19 protein-coding genes are annotated in these 17,482 nt (G+C 66.7%); 2 read left to right on the top strand and 17 right to left on the bottom strand.

Translation table 11 applies throughout. From position 1 onward, the window contains the following. Positions 1-5 precede the first annotated feature (5 nt). Entirely contained in the window at positions 6-209 is a 204-nt protein-coding gene (locus tag NTY77_17580) for a cold-shock protein (GenBank protein ID MCX5797306.1), read from the top strand. A gap of 120 nt (positions 210-329) precedes the next feature. Next, positions 330-770 carry a hypothetical protein gene (locus tag NTY77_17575; GenBank protein MCX5797305.1) on the top strand — a complete coding sequence of 147 codons (441 nt, stop codon included), beginning with the start codon at positions 330-332 and terminating at the stop codon, positions 768-770. 4 nt (positions 771-774) lie between these two features. On the opposite strand, the gene NTY77_17570 is transcribed toward NTY77_17575, so the two are convergent. The 17 genes from NTY77_17570 to NTY77_17490 form a co-directional block, all read right to left on the bottom strand. Continuing rightward, complete coding sequence (locus NTY77_17570) at positions 775-1,122, bottom strand: hypothetical protein (GenBank protein ID MCX5797304.1); 348 nt, start codon at positions 1,120-1,122, stop codon at positions 775-777. Between the two features lie 14 nt (positions 1,123-1,136). Further along, positions 1,137-1,541: a 30S ribosomal protein S9 gene (gene rpsI, locus NTY77_17565; protein MCX5797303.1), complete on the bottom strand. Its 405-nt coding sequence runs from the start codon at positions 1,539-1,541 to the stop codon at positions 1,137-1,139. A 16-nt stretch (positions 1,542-1,557) separates the two neighbouring features. Continuing rightward, on the bottom strand, positions 1,558-1,992 hold the full coding sequence (rplM, locus tag NTY77_17560; GenBank protein MCX5797302.1) for a 50S ribosomal protein L13: 435 nt from the start codon (positions 1,990-1,992) through the stop codon (positions 1,558-1,560). A gap of 88 nt (positions 1,993-2,080) precedes the next feature. After that, entirely contained in the window at positions 2,081-2,362 is a 282-nt protein-coding gene (locus NTY77_17555) for a helix-turn-helix transcriptional regulator (GenBank protein ID MCX5797301.1), read from the bottom strand. 272 nt (positions 2,363-2,634) lie between these two features. Continuing rightward, positions 2,635-4,086, bottom strand: coding sequence for a RelA/SpoT family protein (locus NTY77_17550; protein MCX5797300.1), 1,452 nt, complete (start codon positions 4,084-4,086; stop codon positions 2,635-2,637). Next, entirely contained in the window at positions 4,083-5,027 is a 945-nt protein-coding gene (locus NTY77_17545) for an ABC transporter transmembrane domain-containing protein (protein MCX5797299.1), read from the bottom strand. Before NTY77_17545 ends, NTY77_17550 begins: the two co-directional genes overlap by 4 nt. After that, complete coding sequence (lpxB, locus tag NTY77_17540) at positions 5,024-6,139, bottom strand: lipid-A-disaccharide synthase (protein ID MCX5797298.1); 1,116 nt, start codon at positions 6,137-6,139, stop codon at positions 5,024-5,026. Before lpxB ends, NTY77_17545 begins: the two co-directional genes overlap by 4 nt. Then, on the bottom strand, positions 6,139-7,185 hold the full coding sequence (locus NTY77_17535) for a Gfo/Idh/MocA family oxidoreductase (protein MCX5797297.1): 1,047 nt from the start codon (positions 7,183-7,185) through the stop codon (positions 6,139-6,141). The genes lpxB and NTY77_17535 overlap by 1 nt, the downstream gene beginning before the upstream one ends. Beyond that, a complete protein-coding gene (lpxI, locus tag NTY77_17530) occupies positions 7,182-8,009 on the bottom strand; it encodes a UDP-2,3-diacylglucosamine diphosphatase LpxI (GenBank protein ID MCX5797296.1) in 828 nt (275 codons plus the stop codon). Before lpxI ends, NTY77_17535 begins: the two co-directional genes overlap by 4 nt. Before the next feature lie 14 nt (positions 8,010-8,023). Continuing rightward, positions 8,024-8,830, bottom strand: coding sequence for an acyl-ACP--UDP-N-acetylglucosamine O-acyltransferase (gene lpxA, locus NTY77_17525; protein MCX5797295.1), 807 nt, complete (start codon positions 8,828-8,830; stop codon positions 8,024-8,026). Further along, positions 8,827-9,306: a 3-hydroxyacyl-ACP dehydratase FabZ gene (fabZ, locus tag NTY77_17520; GenBank protein MCX5797294.1), complete on the bottom strand. Its 480-nt coding sequence runs from the start codon at positions 9,304-9,306 to the stop codon at positions 8,827-8,829. The genes lpxA and fabZ overlap by 4 nt, the downstream gene beginning before the upstream one ends. After that, entirely contained in the window at positions 9,307-10,188 is an 882-nt protein-coding gene (lpxC, locus tag NTY77_17515) for a UDP-3-O-acyl-N-acetylglucosamine deacetylase (protein MCX5797293.1), read from the bottom strand. It abuts the gene before it with no gap. A gap of 1 nt (position 10,189) precedes the next feature. Next, a complete protein-coding gene (gene lpxD, locus NTY77_17510) occupies positions 10,190-11,293 on the bottom strand; it encodes a UDP-3-O-(3-hydroxymyristoyl)glucosamine N-acyltransferase (GenBank protein MCX5797292.1) in 1,104 nt (367 codons plus the stop codon). Then, positions 11,294-12,202 (bottom strand): OmpH family outer membrane protein, encoded by a 909-nt coding sequence (locus NTY77_17505; GenBank protein MCX5797291.1) that lies wholly within the window; start codon positions 12,200-12,202, stop codon positions 11,294-11,296. After that, entirely contained in the window at positions 12,202-14,769 is a 2,568-nt protein-coding gene (gene bamA / locus NTY77_17500; GenBank protein ID MCX5797290.1) for an outer membrane protein assembly factor BamA, read from the bottom strand. The genes NTY77_17505 and bamA overlap by 1 nt, the downstream gene beginning before the upstream one ends. A gap of 179 nt (positions 14,770-14,948) precedes the next feature. Beyond that, positions 14,949-16,358: an inositol-3-phosphate synthase gene (locus NTY77_17495; GenBank protein MCX5797289.1), complete on the bottom strand. Its 1,410-nt coding sequence runs from the start codon at positions 16,356-16,358 to the stop codon at positions 14,949-14,951. Continuing rightward, positions 16,321-17,481 (bottom strand): CDP-alcohol phosphatidyltransferase family protein, encoded by a 1,161-nt coding sequence (locus tag NTY77_17490; protein ID MCX5797288.1) that lies wholly within the window; start codon positions 17,479-17,481, stop codon positions 16,321-16,323. Before NTY77_17490 ends, NTY77_17495 begins: the two co-directional genes overlap by 38 nt. Position 17,482: the final 1 nt, after the last annotated feature.

Raw genomic sequence — 17,482 nt, 5'->3', positions numbered from 1 at the left:
ACATAATGGCTACAGGGAAAGTGAAGTGGTTCAATGACCAGAAGGGCTTCGGCTTCATCACGCCGGATGACGGCTCCAAAGATCTGTTCGTCCATCACACGGCCATCACCGGTGAAGGGTTCAAGACTTTGGCCGAGAATCAGGCCGTCGAGTTCGACGTGCAGCAGTCCGACAAGGGACCGCGCGCCGCGAACGTCAAGAAGCTCTAAGCTTCCGACGACCTAAAGACCGCCCAGACACGCGAGTGTCTGGGCGGTTCCTTTTTGGGGGTGGCGGCTTGCTCGGAGGCTCCCGACATCGTAGACTATAGGCGTAGAGGAGGCCAACCGATGAGAGCTTTAATGATCGCGTTGTTCGTGTCTTTGCCGGCCGCGGCTCAGAACATGCCCATGCCCGGCCCGGCCTGTGGCTACACTCCCCAGCACGACATACTGTTGGTCGGGGCGCTCTATGCCCTGGTCGCGGTCCTGGGCTATTGGGTGCTCACGCAGGCCGTCAAGGAGACCAGCACCTGCATCAAGCGCGTCGGCGACGTGACGGGCAGCGTGCTCGTGATCGTGGGGCTGTTGGGCCTGCTCTGCGCGGTCGCAGGGCACGTGAGGGACGCGATGCGCAACAGCGGCTCCGGGCCCACGATGATGGCTCCCGCACAGTTTCAGCCCGGACAGCCGATGAGCCCCGGCATGGGCATGATGCCTTCCGGGCAGCCTGCGGCCGGAAACGAGCAGGCGCCGGCTCCCAAGAAAGAGAAGGCCGCCAAGCCCAAGTAGGCCGCTACTCGAAGAGCTTGAACTCCGGTTCCTGCCGGTCTCGCGTGACGACCTCCGGCAGGAACCGGGAGAACTTCACGGCGTAGAAGGCCAGGCCCAGCAGGGCCAGGCCGTAGGCGAGCTCGAAGCCCCCGTAGCGCAGCCACTGCTCCTGGGTCACGAAGGCCCACTTGCGCGGGGCGAAGAGGTTGGCTTCGGGTTCGCCCGCGAAGAGGTCGTAGAGGGCTTTGAGCGTCACCACGGCTCCCCAGACCCCGAATATCCAGGCCGCCAGGCGGGCCAGGCCCCGTATCTTGACCTTCTCCAAAACAGGACCGGGGGGCGTCGTCCGCCCCCCGGTCGTAGTCGCCATGGATGCTTCGGCGCTTAGCGCTTGGAGTACTGGAACCGCTTGCGGGCCTTGGGTTGGCCGGATTTCTTGCGCTCGACCATGCGCGGGTCGCGGGTGAGGAAGCCGTTGGCGCGCATCGCCTTCTTGTTCTTCTCGTCGAGCTTGACCAAGGCGCGGGCGATGGCGTGGCGGGCCGCTTCGGCCTGCCCGGTAAGCCCGCCGCCCACGATCTTGAGGATGTAGTCGAACTTCTTGGCGCCTTCGATGGCCACGCCGATGGGGGCCATGATGTCGCGCAGCCGGTGCTCCTGGCCGCGGAAGTAGTCTTCCACGGGCTTGGTGTTGACGGTCACCTTGCCGGCGCCCTCGGGGATGAGGCGCACCTGCGCCACCGAGGTCTTGCGGCGGCCGGTCGCCCAGATCTGATTCTGTTTGGTCATTGGTTTACCTTGGTGTTCAGCTTGCCTTCACGGGGCGTTGCGCGCCCTTGGGCTGCTCCCCGGGGAAGATCTTCAGGCGCGCCAACTGGCGGCTGCGCAGGCGGTTGGCGTGGATCATGCGCTTGACGGCCAGGTAGATCACCTTGCGGGGGTCTCTCTCCATCTGCCGGCGCAGGGGCGTGGTCTTGGCGCCGCCCGCGTAGCCGGAGTGGCTGAAGTAGAACTTCTGATCCAGCTTGTTGCCGGTCAGGCGTATGAGCGCGGCGTTGGTGATGACGACGTAGTCGCCGCAGTCCACGAAGGCGGTGTAGGTCGGCTTGTGTTTGCCGCGCAGCAAGGTGGCCGCGCGCGTCGCCATGCGGCCCAGGACCTGGCCCTTGGCGTCGATGAGGTGCCGGCGCCTCTCGTTGGGCGCGGTTATGGGACTTTGCATGTAGGATTTCTGAGGCATTCGTAAATATTACAAAAATCCGAGACGGGGCACAACGGGGGTGCGCCGAAAATTTGTAGGCAGCCGGCCTTACACCCTCGTCATGCGGTCAATAGAAACGACGCTTGCCCGCGCAAAGACCTTGCGAGCGCCTTTCCCGCCTGCGGTCGCGCTCCTCGGCAAGAAGCTCGCCGACTTCCTCGGCAAGCTCCGTTGCGTCGATCCGGAGGCGATAGCCCAGCCCCTCAAAGAGCTTGCCCCAGGTCGAGAGCTTGGCGTCTTCGCCCCGCTCGGCCCGATGGACGACCGAAGCGTTGACGCCGGCATGATCGGCAAGCTGCCGCTGGGAGATTCCGCGGTCCAGCCGCAGCTCTTTGAGCAATGTCGCCATGCGACGCACCGTCCTTTGGGAATCCATAACTATCTTACGAGATGACCCCGAAAAAGTTCCCACCCGCCGAGCCTTGCCTCCCTTGGTCCGTTGCTCCCAAGCAACACGGTTCGGGATAGCTGCCCTATATCGCCGCGTTGGGGAGGGACGTTGCAGAAAAGCAACGGACCAAGGGAGGGACCCTCACGGGAGATTGCCGGGCGCGCAATCCCGGGCGCCCGGTCTGGCGGCTACCTGCAAATTTTCGGCGCACCCCACAACGGGGAGGACCGTCAGGCGACGATGCCTTTTTCGCGCAGGAAATGCCGGATCTTGGAGCGCGCCCGGGCGGTCTTCACGAACATCAGCCAGTCCTTCTTGGGCAGAGAGCCCCGCTTGGTGATGATCTTGCAGATGTCGCCGGATTTGAGCTGGTAGTCCAGCCGCACCATCTTGTTGTTGACATGGGCTCCCACGCAGGAGTAGCCGATGTCCGTGTGCACGGCGAAGGCGAAATCCAGCGGGGTGGAGCCCGCGGGCAGGGGCTTGACCTCCCCGGCGGGAGTGAAGACGAAGACCTGGTTGAGCTCCAGGTCGGTCTTCAGGCTGTCGAGGAACTCGCGGGGGCTCTTCAAGTCCTGCAGCCACTCGATCCATTGCCGCAGCCAGTTGAGCTTCTCCTCCAGGTGCGCGTCCTTGGCGTGCTCGGCCGTCTTGTAGCGCCAGTGCGCCGCGATGCCGTACTCCGCGGTGCGGTGCATCTCCTCCGTGCGGAGCTGGATCTCCACCAGCTCCCCGCCGGGCCCCATCACGGTGGTGTGCAGGCTCTGGTAGAGGTTCATCTTGGGGATGGAGATGTAGTCCGTGAAGCTCCCGGCCACGGGCTTGAACTGGGTGTGCACGACGCCCAGGAGCGCGTAGCAGTTGGAGATCGTGTCCGTGATGATGCGCACCCCCAGCGCGTCCTGGATCTCCTCGAAAGGCTTCTTCTGGCGCTGCATCTTCCCGTAGATCGAATAGAGGCTCTTGGAGCGCGAGAGGATGCGGTGGGCGATCTGCGTGTCCGCCAAGGCCTTCTCCAGCGATTCCTTGAATTTCTTCAGCGTCGCTTCCCGGGCCGTCATCATCGCGTTGACCTTGGCCTCCAGGTCCGCGAACTCCTTGGGCCAGAGATGCTTGAAGCCCAGGTCCTCCAGCTCGCCCTTGAGCTGGAACATCCCCAGCCGATGCGCCAGGGGCGCGTAAAGGGCGACGGTCTCGTGGGCGATGCGCTGCCGCTTGTCTTCGGGGAGGTAGCCCAGCGTGCGCATGTTGTGCAGGCGGTCGGCCAGCTTGATGACGATGACGCGGATGTCCTGCGCCGTGGCCAGGAGCATCTTGCGCCAGTTCTCGGCCTGCACGTCGTCCCGGGAGGAGTACTGCAGGCGTTCGAGCTTGGTCACGCCCAGGACCAGGCGCGTGATCTCTTCGCCGAACTCCGCTTGCATGGCCTCCTGGGTGACCGGGGTGTCTTCCAAGGTGTCGTGCAGCAGGCCGGCGCAGATGGTGGGCAGGTCCATCTTCCATTCCACCAAGGACGTCGCCACGGACTGGCAGTGCACGAAGTAGACCTCGCCGGAGGCCCGCTCCTGGTCCGCGTGGGCCCGGACCGAGAAATCGTAGGCCTTGCCGAGGATCGCCGTGTCCACGTGCTGGGCATAGGCCGCGAACTGGGCGATGAGCTGCTCCTTGCCCAAGGGGGTCATCGAGCCTCCACGGCGGCGGCCGGGGCCCGGTCGAGCAGCTCGAAGATGCGTTCCCCCGAGGCCAGGGCCCGCTGCAGGTCGGAATTCGTGCGCGCGAGGTTCTTGATCGGCGCGTAGGCCGAGAGGAAAGCGCCCAGGAAGGCGAAGAAGGCGCCGGGCGTCATCTGGCCGTTGATGACCTCGCGGCCGCCGAAGTAGAGGAGCGCGGCCACGGCCAACGAACCGCAGAGCTCCATGAGCGGGGCGGCCAGGGCGGTGGCGCGCAGGTAGCGCATCATGAGCGAAAAGAAGACCGCGTTCTCTTTTTGGAACTCGTCCAAGGTCGAGGCACCGCTGAGGCTCGCCTCGAAGCGGTCCGTGAGTCGCTCCATCACGGCCTGGCTCTGCAGGCTGTAGCGCCGCATCTTGCGGCTCAGGATCACGAAGGCCACGACCGTGGCCGGGGTCCCGGCCAGGGCCAGCAGAGCGAGCCGCCAATCCAGATAGAGCAGGGATATGGACAGGAACACCAAGGTCATGGAGTCTCGGATCAGGTAGAGCGGCACGGAAACCAGTTCGGTCTGCATGATGGCCAGGTCGTTGGTCACGCGCGAAAGCACCTCCGCTCCCTTGCGGCTGCCCGCCAAGCGCGGCGGGGACAGCAGCAGGTTGCGGAACAGGTCCTCCCGGATGCTCTGGGTCACGCTCTGCCCGATCCAGCTCATGAGGTAGTTCTGGACGTAGGAGACCGCGGTCTTGCCGGCCATCAGGAGCGGCACGGCCAGGACCGCCAGCCAGAGCATGCGCAGGTCGCGGGCGATGAAGATGCGGTCCACGATGGGCTTGAGCAGGAGCACCGCCCCGCCATTGAAGGCGGCCACCGCGCACATGGCGGCCACGGCCCAGGCGAAGCGCCTCCGGTGCGGCCGCAGGTAGGGCCCGAAGCGCGCCGGGACGTTCATGCGCGGACCGCCTTGGCGCCCAGGCCGGCGAGCACCTCGCCCGCGGCGCGCCGGGCCGCGCCCGGCTCACCCAGGACCCCGCGCAGGGACAGCAGGTCCTGGCGCAGCCGCGCGTAGCGACCGGGCTCGCCGAGCAGCGCCCGGGCGGCATCGGCCACCTTCTGCGGCGTGGCGTCGGCCTGGATGAGCTCCGGCACCAAGCCCCGGCCGGCCAGCAGGTTGGCCATGGCGATGTACTTGACCTGGATGATGCTCCGGGCCACGGCGTAGGTGGGCCAGGACATCTTGTAGACCACCACCATGGGCACGCCCAGGAGGGCGTTCTCCAATGTGGCCGTGCCCGAGGAGGACATGGCCAGGTCCAGAGCGGCGCGCCGGGTGTAGCCTTCTTCGCGCACGAGCTCGGCCAAGCCCGCTGCGGGAGCGTAGGCCGAATCCGGCAGATGGGGGGATGCGAAGATCACGGCCTGGGAGCCCGGGAAGATCTGCCGGAGCCGCTGGAAGGCCTCCAGGAAGACCGGCAGGTGGCGGCGCACCTCGGTGGACCGGCTGCCCGGCAGAAGGCCGATCGTGAAGGGCGGCTTGAGGGCAGGCCGGTCGGCGGGGGCCGGGATGAGGTCCAGGAGCGGGTGGCCTACGAAGGTGCAGGGGACCCCGGCCGCGCTGTAGAGCTTGGCTTCGAAAGGGAAGATGACCAGCATGCGGCGCACGAGCCGCTTCAGGGTGTTTATCCGCCCGGCTCGACTGGCCCAGACCTGCGGGCTGATGAAGTAGTAGGCCGGCACTCCCGCGGCCTTGGCCAGTCCCAGGACGCGGCGGTTGAAGCCGTAATAGTCTATGCAGACCAAAGCCGCGGGCCGGCAGGCGATGAGATAGCGCTTCAGGCGCAGGCCCAGCCGCAATAAAAACCCCACCTTGGCCACCGGCTCCCAGAATCCCGTGATGGCGTGCGAGGCCAGGTCCTCCAGGAACTCGTCGGCTTCCCGGCGCAGGAGCGGGCCCCCCACCGCGGCCACGCGGGCGCCGCCGGACTTGAGTTCCCGCGCCAGGGCGGCGCCGTGCAGGTCACCGGAAGGGTCGCCGGCGACGATGAGGATGAGGGGCCTGTCCATCAGTCGCCGCGCAGGATGTCCTTGCTCACGCTCTTGGCGATGCGGCCGAGGTCCTGGGCCCAGGGCGGGACCAGGGACCGCGTCTCGGCATAGTCGGAGACCTCGTAGCGCTGCAGTTCCTCGGAGATCTGCAAGGCGAGCTTGAGGGCCTCGATGCCGTGCTCGCCGCTGGGCCAAGGCTTGCGATGGTGGCGGATGCAGTCGAGGAAATGCAGGTGCTCGTTGCGCAGCGGCTCGGTCTTGACGAACTTGGGCCGGATCACCTCGATGTCTTTGAGGCTTTTGATGACGGCGGACTTCTTCCTGGCGATCTTGATCGTGGTATTGCCGTAGTCCACGGAGATGTAGGAGTCCTTCTGGAACACCCGCAGCTTGCGGCTCTTGTCGAGCGAGATGCGGCTGGCCGTCAGGTCCGCGATGCAGCCGGACTTGAAGCGCACGCGCACGTTGGCGATGTCCTCCTTCTGGCTGAGCAGGTGCGCGCCCACGGCTTCCAGGGAGTCCACCGGGGAGCCGACCAGCGTCAGGAGGATGTCGAGGTCGTGGATCATGAGGTCGAGGACCACGCCGATGTGGCTCATGCGGGGGTCGTAGGGCCCCAGGCGCTCGACCGTGATGAAGCGCGGGTTGCGGATGTGCTTGAGCGCCTCCAGGACCACCGGGTTGAAGCGCTCCACGTGCCCGACCATGAGCACCACGTTGTGAGCCTCGGCCTCGGCCAGCAGCTCCTTGGCCTCATCCACGGAGGAGGCCAGGGGCTTCTCGATGAGGACGTGCTTGCCCGCCCGGATGGCGGCCAGCCCCACCTCGTGGTGCAGGGGTGTGGGCACGCCGACAATCACCGCGTCGGACTTGGCGATGACGTCGCGGTAGTCGCGCACCGCCACCGTGTTGCATTGCCAGGCCGCGAGCTGCGCGCGCCAGAGGTTGGTGTCGCAGACGCCGACCAGCTCGAAATCCGGGGTCTTGGTCAGGACCTTGGCGTGCAGCGTGCCGATCTTGCCGGCGCCGAGGACTCCGATCTTGATGCGGGAATCGTGGGTCATATCGCCCCCTCAGGGCCTCCGGCGGGCAGGCCGACGACAGCCAGCTTCTGGCCGTCGGCACGGCGGAGGAACTCGTCCTTGTCGAAGATGAGCGTGGTCCCGGCCTCCACAGCCACGGCCGAGACTCCGGCTTCGGCGAATATCGCAAGCGAGTCGAGCCCCAGGACCGGGATATCGAAGCGCAGGTCCTGCCTGGGCTTGGCCACCTTGACCACGGTGAGCGCGGTCTCCCGGCCTTGGGAGCGCGCCAAGTCCCGCGCTCTGAGGATGGCGGCATCGGTCCCTTCCATGGCTTCCACCGCGATGACCGCCCCGTCCTTGACCACGACGGTCTGGCCGATGTCGAAGCCGGCCACGGCCTTGGCCGCCGACCAGCCCAGGCGGAAGTCGGCCAGTTCCGCGGCCGTGGGCCGGCGCCGGGTCAGCGGCCCCTGCGGGACCAGCAGGTGCGAGAGGAACGTGGCCGACGAGAGCAGCTCGATGCCGTCCTTGGCGAACTCGTCGGCCACGGCCCGCAGGATGGTGTCCGTGCGTTTGTCCTTCAGGGAGGCCAGGACCTTGATCGCGCGCAGGTCGGGCATCACCCCGCCGAAGAGCGAGACGTGCTGGACCTTGCCCACCATGACCGCCCGCCGTACGCCCGCCGCCTTCAGGGCCGCGATGGGCTTGGAGAGCTGCCCCAAAGGGAAGTACTGGACCTTGCCGGCCAGGCCCTCCAGGGCCGGGTCGGTGACGTCTTTGATGCCCAAGGCCACCACCGGGACGCTCATCCGGCGCGCCTCGGCCGCGAAGAGCAGGGGGAAGCGTCCGGAGCCGGCGAGCAGGCCGATGGGGTCGCTCAGACCGCGGCCTCCTCTTCTTCGACCGCGCCCGCCTTGGGCCGCGTGATGCCGCGTTTGCCCTGGGAGATGAAGTCCAGGAATTCCGTGACTTCGGGGCCGGGGTTGGAGGCGCGCAGCTTCGCCGCGGCCTCCTCCAGGCGCAGGCCGGGCTGGAACAGGTCGACGTAGGCGTTCTTCAGCGCCCGGATGACGGCGGGGGTGAAGCCCGCCCGCCGCAAGCCGATGATGTTGAGTCCGCGCAGATGAGCCCGGTCGCCTTGGGCCACGCAGAAGGGCGGGATGTCCTTGCCGATCATGGAGCCCGCGCTGACCATGACCAGGCGGCCGATGCGCGTGAATTGGTGGACCCCGATCATCGTCGAGAGGATGGCGCCGTCGGCGATCTGCACGTGGCCGGCCAGGCCGGTGGCGTTGGCCATGATGACGTTGTTGCCGACCCGGCAGTCATGCGCCACGTGCGAGAGGGCCATGAACAGGCAGCCGGAGCCGATGCGCGTCTCGTTGGTGGCCGTCGTGCCGCGGTTCAAGGTCACGCCTTCGCGCACGATGTTGCGGTCGCCCATGACCAGGCGCGTGGGCTCGCCCTTGTAATGGAGGTCCTGCGGCGGGCCGCCCACGAAGCAGGAGGCCACCAGGCGGTTCTCGCGGCCCAAGGTCGCGTACTCCACGACGCAGTGCGGGCCGATGAGGCAACCCGGCCCGATCACGGTCTCGGGACCGATGACGGCGTGGGGGCCCACCTCGACGCTCGGATCGAGCTTGGCGGTGGGGTGTACGACAGCCGTCGCATGGATGCTCATCAGGCCTCCTTGTCGACCACGGCGAAGGTCAGCGTGGCTTCGGCCGCGAGCTTGCCGTCCACGTAGGCGTCGCCGCGGAACTTGCCGATGCGCCCCATGCGCTGGGCCTCCAGGTGCATCCTCAGCACGCTGCCGGGGAATACGGGCAGGCGGAACTTGGCCTCGTCGATGCCCATGAAATAGGCGAGCCTGCCGGCGAAATCCGGCCGGGAGAGGACCATGGCCGCGGCGGTCTGGGCCATGGCCTCCATGATGAGGACTCCCGGCATGACCGGGTGCTCGGGAAAATGCCCCGCGAAGAAGGGCTCGTTGCCGCTGACGCACTTGGTCCCGATGACCAGTTTGCCGCCCTCCAGGAGCTCGACCTTGTCGACGAGCAGGAAGGGGTAGCGGTGGGGGATGGCCTTGCGGATGGCCTTGATGTCCATCGTCTTGACGATGGGGGGCAGGTCCTTCGGTTCGGTCCTCTCTTCGTGCATTCAGGCCTCCACGGACACGGATTTGCGCCGCAGGGAAGCGGCGGCGGCGGCGAGGCGCTTGGCGAACTCCACGTTGTGCGCGTGTCCCAGGCACTGCGCCTCGATGTGCATCTTGAACAGCGGCCGTCCGATGAGGGTGAGGTCTCCGACGAGGTCCAGCATCTTGTGGCGGACGAACTCGTCGGGGAAGCGCAGGCCCTCGCCGTTGGTGTGGAACTTGTCCTTGCCGATGACGATGGCGTTGTCCAGGGACCCGCCCTGGGCCAGTCCCTGGGAGCGCAGGAAGGCCACCTCGTGCTCGAAGCAGAAGGTCCGGGCCGGGGCCACCTCGGAGAGGTAGGTCTGCGCGTCGAGACGGATGGTCTGGGTCATCCGGGGCATCAGGGGATGGTCGTGGATGAGCGTGGCGGTGATGGCGAAGTCCGGCGCCGGCACGGCGCGGTAGCGGGCGGCGCCGTCGGCGTAGACGACCTCTCCCGGGATGCGCTGCCCGCGCCGGGGCGCGGCGAGGTCCGCGAGCCCGGCCTTGCGCAGCGCCTGGACGAAGGGCAGCGCGGAGCCGTCGAGGATGGGGGGCTCGTTGGCCGAGACCAGGATGTCGGCGTTGTCCAGGCCCACGCCCGTGCAGGCGGAGAGGACGTGCTCGACCGTGTGCACTTTCGCCTCGCCCAGGCCCAGGTTCGTGCCCCGCACCGTGGTGATCACGAATTCGAGGCGCGCGGGGATCATGGGCATGCCGGGCAGGTCGGTCCGGAAGAACCGCAATCCGGCGTTGGCCGGAGCCGGGCGGAAGGTGATCTGAGAGCGGTTGCCGGTGTGCAGGCCGACGCCTTTGAGGGTCGTCTCTTCTCTGAGCGTCGTCTGTCTGGGGTTCAGGGTCATGTCATGCCTCCGGTTTTTGAGCGGGACCATCCGTCCCGATTCCGAGCTTGCGGCGCAGTTCGCGCAGGGCCGCGTGCATCTCGGGGAGCTTGGCGTAGAGGGCCTGGAGCTTGAAGGCCTCCCGGTGCGGCCGGGCCGGATAGCCGAAGAGGATCTGCCCTGGCGCCACGTCCGTCATGATGCCGCTCTGGGCGCCGATCTGGACGCCGTCGCCGATGCGCAGGTGGCCTGCGATGCCGACCTGTCCCCCCAGGACGACGAAGTCGCCGATCGTCGTGGAGCCTGCGATGCCGACCTGGGCCACGATGAGGCAACCCCGGCCGATCCTGCAGTTGTGGCCGATCTGCACAAGATTATCGATCTTGGTGCCGGCCCCGATCGTGGTGGAGTCGCTGGGAAGCTTGCCGCGGTCCAGCGTGGTGTTGGCGCCGATCTCCACGTCGTCCTGGACCACCACGTTGCCCAACTGCTGGATCTTGCGGTGCCGGCCGGTCTTGCGGTCGGTGTGGAAGCCGTAGCCGTCGGCCCCGACGACCACGCCGGCATGGAGGATGCAGCGGTCTCCGATGACGCAGTCTTCCCGCACCGTGACCTGAGGGTAGAGGCGGGAGGAGCTCCCGATCCGGGCGTTCTCCCCGATGTAGCACTGGGCGGCGATGACGGCCCCGTCGCCGATGCCGGCCCCGCGCTCGATGACGGTGAAGGGGCCCACCGAGACGCCGGCGCCGAGACGGGCCTCGGAGTGGACTTGCGCCCTCGGGTCTATGCCGACCGGGGCTTTGGACCTGCGGGAGGCGAGGAGGTCCAGGACCAAAGTGACCGCGTACTGGGTGTCCGGGACGTAGATCCGGGCCTGGGTGGGACAGGCGATCTGACGGTTCGCGGCGGGCAGGAGCACGCACCCGGCCTTGGTCGCGGCCGCGGCGGCCAGGTACTTCGCGTGGGCCAAGTCCAGATAAGAGAGGTCCTGCGGCCCGGCCTCATGAAGGCCTTTGATCCCGGTGATCATGAGGCCGGCCTCGCCTTGGAGCTCGCCGCCCACGAGCTCGGCGATCTCGGCTGCGGTCTGTCCCAACGTGAGGGTCGTCGCTTCGTTGATTCCCACCTAGCCTCCCTTGAGGTACTTGAGGACCTTCTCCGTCAGGTCAACGGCATTGTGGCCGTAGAGGATGCCGGTCTTGTCCACGACGACGCTGACACCCTCCCGGCGGGCGACTTCCTGCACGGCCTTGTAGATCTTGCCCAGCAGGATCTCGGATTTTCGGCTTTCCAGGTCCAAAAGGTTCTTCTCGGCGGATTCCTGCTCGTCCCGGGCCTGGGCTTGCTTGCGCTCGAACTCGCGCGTCTTCTGCGCGATCTTCTCATCGAGCGCGGCCAGCGCGGCGGCCGTTGACACGAGCGGAGCGGCGGCAAGCGGGGCAACGGGCAAGACTGCGGCGGTCGTGATCGTCGGCGCCGGAGCAGCCGGGGGCCCGGCCGGCGGCGCGACCACCACCGGTCCGGTGGTGGCGCCGGGAAGATTGATGATCAGGGGCTGGGCTGCGGCGGCGGTGGACAGCACGATCGGGGCGGCGGCCGCCGCGGTGGACTTGACGATAGGGACGGCGGCTGCGGCCGTGGAAGCGACGACCGGCATGGCGGCTGCGGCGGCGGAGATGACGGCCGGGACGGCGGCCGCCGCGTGGGTGGAGACGGGCGGGGGCGCCGCGGGGGCCATGGGCGTGGATCTCGCCAGGACCTCGCGCTCGACCTTGAGGGCGTCGAGCTCCTTGCGCAGGCGCAGGGCCTCGGCTTTGCGCAGGTTGACCTGGTCCTCGGCCTGGCGCACGGCCTCCTCGAAGTTCTCCTTGGCTTTTAGGGTCTCGGGGAAGAGCTTGAAGATCCGCTGGGTGTCCACGTAGCCGATGTTGCCGCGCTCGGCCTTGTTCTCCTCCAGCGAGAGTTCGATGGCTCCCACCCGGACGGGCCAGGACAGGCCCAGGAGCACGGCAGCGGCCAGCAATCGTGTTTTCATCAGAAGAGGTTCCCCATTCCGAAGTTGATCTGGTAGAGTCTTTCGCCCGGACGGTGATTGAAGCCATAGCCCCAGTCCAGGCGGATGGGGAAGGCCGGAGTGACGAAGCGGATCCCGATGCCGGCGTCGGTCTTGAGGTCGCGCAGGTCCGGGCCGATGCGCGCGCTGATGTCCCGGATGCGGTCCCAGGAGCCGCCCATGTCGAAGAAGCCCACGAGCTTGACGATGCTCTTCTTGTGCTCGCGGGCCAGGGGAACTCCCAGCTCGATGTTGAAGATGTCGTAGACCTTGCCCCCGGTGGGGAAGCCCGCCTCGCCCGTCGCGTTGTAGCCGCGCAAGGTGTCCTGCCCGCCGATGAAGAAGCGCTCGAAGACCGGGACTTCCTTGGTCTCCCCGAACTGGCTGACGTAGGAAGCGCGGTTCGAGGCGCCCAGCACGATCGGCCAATCCTCGTCGCCCACCGTGAAGGGGGTCCAGTAGGCCGCGTCGGTCAGCCACGGCTTGAGGAAGTGCACATCCCCCATGAGCGGTCCGCCCGTGAGAGCCACGCCGATGGCGTGCCGCGTGCCGTGCGTGGGATCCCAGATGTTGTCGCGCGTGTCCCGGGCGAGCTCGGCGGTCAGGGAGGAGTAGATGCTGGTGCCGGGGCTGAGCGTGCCCAGGAAGGCGCTCTCCACGTTCTCTATGGAGACCTTGGATAGGGTGTAGGTCAGGTTCAGGTGGTACTTGTCTTCCTGGAAGCGCGGCCCCAGCCTGATGGTGCCGCCGGTCCGCCTCTGGATATAGGCGGAGAGGCTCGTGGAGTAGGGGCTGATGCGGCGGGTGTTGAATGCGTCGAGGCCGAGGCTGATGGGTTTGTCCTTGACCCAGGGCGTCATCCAGCTGGCCGAATAGTCCTGGACTCGCTTGCCGAACGACCACTGCAAGGAGGCGCGCTGAGCCCGGCCGAAGAGGTTCATGTGCTGCAGGGAGAGCGTCCCGATGAGCCCGTCGATGGAGGAGTAGGCCGCGCCGGCGGTCAGCATGCCGGGCTTGCCCTCCGTGACGTCGAAGGCGAGGTCAACCTTGTTCGGGTCCGGGGTGGGCTGGATGTCCACGTCCACGTCGTCGATGAAGCCCAGGTTCATGATGCGTTCCCGGCTCTTGCGGATGCGTGAGAGCGAGAAGGACTGCCCGGGCTTGATCGTGACCTCGCGCTTGAGCACGTAGGACCTGGTGGCCTTGTTGCCCTCGACGTCGACATGGTCGATGTAGACGATGTCGCCTTCCACGATGCCTACGGACACGTCCATCAGGTCGGTCTTCTCATTGAGGCTTTTGACGGGCGTCAGGCGGGCGCGCAGGCGGCCTTTGTCCGCGTAGAGTTCCTGGATGGCCCGCACCGAGGCGTCGAATTTCTCCTGATTGAACACGCGTCCGCGCCGGAATTCCAAGGCTTTGACGAGCTCGGTGGACGTGAAGATGATGTTCCCGGAGAAGGTGGTGTCCCCGAACTTGTAGGCCCGGCCCTCGATGAGGTCCAGCGCGATGAAGATGCGGGTCTTATCCGTGCTGACCTTGACGTCCGGGGTGCTGACGGAGACGTCCAGATAGCCGTGGTTGTGGTAGTAATCGGAGATCTTCCGGACATCCTCGGGAAGATCCTTCTCGGTGAAGACGCCGGCGCGGAACCACCCCTTGGTCCGGTTCTTCATGAGTTTGAGGAGCTTCTTGGGCTTATAGGCCTTCACTCCGCTGATCGTGACCAGTTCGATGTGGGACTTCGCCCCCTCCGTGATGAACCAGTCGATCGAGGCCTGCTGGGCGGCGGTGTCGCGCTTGATTTCGTAGCGCGCGGCCGCGTCGAGGAAGCCCTTCTCGTGGTATTTGGCGAGGATCTTCTCGAGGTCGTCGCGCAGTTTGGCGTCGTCCAACGGGTCCTTGGCCTTGAGAGTCGTGGCGTCGTCGAGAGCGGAGCGCGAGAGCTTCTTGTTCCCGTTGAACTTGATCTTTTTGACCAGCGGCTTTTCCTTGACCATGAAGGTCAGACGCACCATGCGGTCGGTCCCGGCCACCTTGGCGAAATGGGCGGGCACCGGCTTGTCCGTGAGCGTGACGTCCGCGGCCACGCGCTCGAAATTGCCCATGCCGAGCAGCGTCTGCACGTCCCGGTCGAGGTCCGGGCGGTCGTAGAGGTTGCCTTTGCGGGCTTTCACCTGGGAGCGCACCACCCCGGGCTTGACGTTCTTGTTGCCTTCCACGGCGATCTCGCCGAGGACCCACGGCCTGGGGACCGGGCCGGCGGAGCCGGGCGCCGTCGCTGTCCAAGCCCCGGGAGCGGCCCCGGTCGATAGGCCGGGCAGGACGACCGTCGAGGTTGTCGCCGTGACCGATGCCGACGACAGCGAGACCGAAGCGGGGGGCGTGCTCAGGGCTACCGCGACGCTGCCGGTGGAGACAGGGATGGAGACGCTGGTGGTGGAGACCGGCGCCGCGGCCGGGGTTGCCGTGGAAGAAGCGACCTCCTCGCCGATCGCGGGAGACGCCAGGACCCCGGCCAGGAGGGTTGTCATGAAGACCCTTTTCACGCCCAGAGAGTATACAAAATCGAAAACCAGGGCGCTTATAGAGAAATCATAACTTTCGAGAATAACAGCTACTTCTGTGGAAAATGACCTTATAAAATAAGAGAAACCGGCGAATGGGGTCCTGCCGCCCCGCTTCGCGGGGCGGTTGCGGGCGAGCCATCGCTCGCCCGCTCGTAAGGCTAGTGCAGGACCGGTGACCGCGGCTTGGCCTTGGCCGCGCTCTTGGGCAGAGGCTTGGCGGCCGGCGCGGGCGTGGGCAGGCCCTTTTCCGGGTCGTAGTAGTCCAGGCCGGAGTGGTCGAGGACCTCCTCATCCATCAGCAGGCGCAGCGTATTCTTGAGCTTGAGGTGCTGGATGAAGATATCGTGCTCGGGGTCCAAGTCCGGCCGGCACTGGGGGGACTTGAAGTAGAAGGACAGCCACTCCTGGATGCCCTTGAGGCCGGCGCGTTTGGCCAAGTCCAGGAACAGGACCAGGTCCAGGACGATGGGGGCGGCGAGTATGCTGTCCCGGCAGAGGAAGTTGATCTTGATCTGCATGGGCATGTCCAGCCAGCCCGCGATGTCGATGTTGTCCCAGCCTTCCTTGGCGTCGCCTCGCGGCGGGTAATAGTCGATGCGCACCTTGTGGTGGAACTTGCCGTAGAGCTGCGGGTAGAGCTTGGGCTCCAGGATCGTGTCCAGCACCGACATCTTGCTCTTCTCCTTGGTCTTGAAGGAGCCCGGGTCGTCGAGCACCTCGCCGTCGCGGTTGCCCAGGATGTTCGTCGAATACCAGCCGCGCAAGGCCAGCATCCGGGCCTTGAGCATGGGCGCGATGGTGGTCTTCATGAGGGTCTGCCCGGTCTTGAAGTCCTTGCCCATGATGGGCGTGCCGGTCTTCTCGGCGAGCTCCGTCATGGCCGGGACGTCCACGGAGAGGTTGGGCGCCCCGTTGCCGTAGGGGATGCCCAGCTTGAGCGCGGCGTAGGCGTAGATCATGGAGGGCGGGATGGCCGGATGGCTCTCGCGCAAGCCCTTCTCGAAGGCGGCGAGGGACTCGTGGACCGGCGACGGGGCCGGCAGGATCTCGGTCGAGCCGCACCAGAGCATGACCAGGCGCGTCGCCCCGGTGCTCTTCTGGAACTTCTGGATGTCGGCCATGAGCTGCTGGGCCAGGTCCCACTTGGAGCGGCCCTTCTTGAAATGGGTGGCCTTCAGGTTCTTCAGGTAGGCGGGGTCCCAGACCGCGGTCATGGGACGGATGGCTTCCATATCCTTGCGCACGGGGTCGATGGTCCAGCGGTCCAGGACGCCGGCCTTCAGGGCGGCCTCGTAGGTGTTGTCCGGGAACAGGTCCCAGCCGCCGAAGACCAGGTCGGAGAGTTGGGCCAGGGGGATGAAATCCTTGATGAGGGGGGCGCGGTGCTCGTAGCGCTTGCCCAGGCGGATGGTCTGCATCTGGGTCAGGGACCCGATGAGGCGGCCCTTGCCTTTGCGGGCCAGCAGAAGGCCGGCGATGACGGTGCTGGTGATGGCGCCCATCCCGGGCAGCAGGACTCCGAGCCGGCCTTTAGCCGGCGCGATGCGGTTGGAATGCTTGTTCACGATTGAGCCTCCCGATGTAGAGCGTCATGGCGAAGAAGAGCGTGACCCCGACGGCGCCGGCCCACATGAAAGCGTAAGTGCAGCACAGGTCGGGATTGAAATAGGCCAGGACCAGGAGCACGTATATGAAATCGCGCTGCTCCAGGATGGTCTCCACGCGCGCGAGCAAAGAGTCGAGGTTCTTCGGCGGTGATTCCGCAGGGAGCTGGCGGCGCGCCAGCCGCTGGCGGTACACCAGACTCGCGGAGCCGAGTATGCCGACCGTGGCGGTCAGCCCGGCCAGCAGCGGCAGGACGCTCTGGTCGGAGCGGGCGAAGCCCACGGCCAGGCAGCCGAACAGGGACACGTGCACGAGGTTGTCGCCCCAGAAGTCGATGTCCGCGCCCAGGGGGCTCTCCTGGAAGCGGATGCGGGCGAGCTCGCCGTCGCAGCCGTCCAGGACGGAGTGCAGCCAGACCAGGGCCGCGCCGGCCATGTGGGCGCCCCAGGTGTGGAAGAGGAAGAAAGACGTTCCCAGCAGGCCGACCAGGCTGCTCAGGATCGTCATCATGTTGGGCGAGATCGCGGTCTCCAGAAGCGAGCGGGAGATGCCCAAAGAGATGTGGCGATCGAAGTGGCGCGCCATGAACCCGTCCTGGCTCTTGGTCCCCGTGGCCAACAGCCATTCCACGGTGAGGGCGTCCTGGATGGGATGCTGCAGGGATATGCTGGCGCCCGCTGGCAGCGGCTGGTTGCGGCAGGGTGCGGCGGCGTCGTCCCGGGTCGGCACGACTTGGACCACGGAGGCTTGGCGGTCGTCGAGGTAGGCCGTGTGGGCGTCGCCCGGATGGCAGACGATGTGGGCGAGGGTCTCGACCCGGAGGAAATGGCTGCCGGAAACCACCACATAGGGAGGCTGGCACTGCGGCGCCGCGCCGCCGATACTGCGGCTGATCCAGAAGACCTCCAGGCCCGCGGGGCGCCTTAGCCCGGCGGCGGCTTTCGTCACCTGATCGGCGGAGACCCACACTCGGCGCAGGCCGGCCCGGCTCAGGGTGTGGAGTTGGCGCTCCAGGACGGTCATGCCGCCGACACGGTGGGACAGGAGGGACGGATTGGAGACCCAGAGGATCGCGTCGCTGAGCATG

Source organism: Elusimicrobiota bacterium, from assembly GCA_026388095.1.
Classification (GTDB): domain Bacteria; phylum Elusimicrobiota; class Elusimicrobia; order UBA1565; family UBA9628; genus UBA9628.
Note: the sequence above shows the minus strand (reverse complement) of the source record. Positions and strands in the feature narration are given on the sequence as shown.

Coding starts and splice junctions, on each gene's coding strand:
- NTY77_17535 (MCX5797297.1), bottom strand. CDS start 7,185: ATGACCCACGATTCCCGCATCAAGATCGGAGTCCTCGGCGCCGGCAAG.
- lpxB (MCX5797298.1), bottom strand. CDS start 6,139: ATGGACAGGCCCCTCATCCTCATCGTCGCCGGCGACCCTTCCGGTGAC.
- rpsI (MCX5797303.1), bottom strand. CDS start 1,541: ATGACCAAACAGAATCAGATCTGGGCGACCGGCCGCCGCAAGACCTCG.
- NTY77_17580 (MCX5797306.1), top strand. CDS start 6: ATGGCTACAGGGAAAGTGAAGTGGTTCAATGACCAGAAGGGCTTCGGC.
- NTY77_17545 (MCX5797299.1), bottom strand. CDS start 5,027: ATGAACGTCCCGGCGCGCTTCGGGCCCTACCTGCGGCCGCACCGGAGG.
- rplM (MCX5797302.1), bottom strand. CDS start 1,992: ATGCCTCAGAAATCCTACATGCAAAGTCCCATAACCGCGCCCAACGAG.
- NTY77_17575 (MCX5797305.1), top strand. CDS start 330: ATGAGAGCTTTAATGATCGCGTTGTTCGTGTCTTTGCCGGCCGCGGCT.
- NTY77_17490 (MCX5797288.1), bottom strand. CDS start 17,481: ATGCTCAGCGACGCGATCCTCTGGGTCTCCAATCCGTCCCTCCTGTCC.
- NTY77_17570 (MCX5797304.1), bottom strand. CDS start 1,122: ATGGCGACTACGACCGGGGGGCGGACGACGCCCCCCGGTCCTGTTTTG.
- lpxC (MCX5797293.1), bottom strand. CDS start 10,188: ATGACCCTGAACCCCAGACAGACGACGCTCAGAGAAGAGACGACCCTC.
- NTY77_17555 (MCX5797301.1), bottom strand. CDS start 2,362: ATGGCGACATTGCTCAAAGAGCTGCGGCTGGACCGCGGAATCTCCCAG.
- NTY77_17505 (MCX5797291.1), bottom strand. CDS start 12,202: ATGAAAACACGATTGCTGGCCGCTGCCGTGCTCCTGGGCCTGTCCTGG.
- fabZ (MCX5797294.1), bottom strand. CDS start 9,306: ATGCACGAAGAGAGGACCGAACCGAAGGACCTGCCCCCCATCGTCAAG.
- NTY77_17550 (MCX5797300.1), bottom strand. CDS start 4,086: ATGACCCCCTTGGGCAAGGAGCAGCTCATCGCCCAGTTCGCGGCCTAT.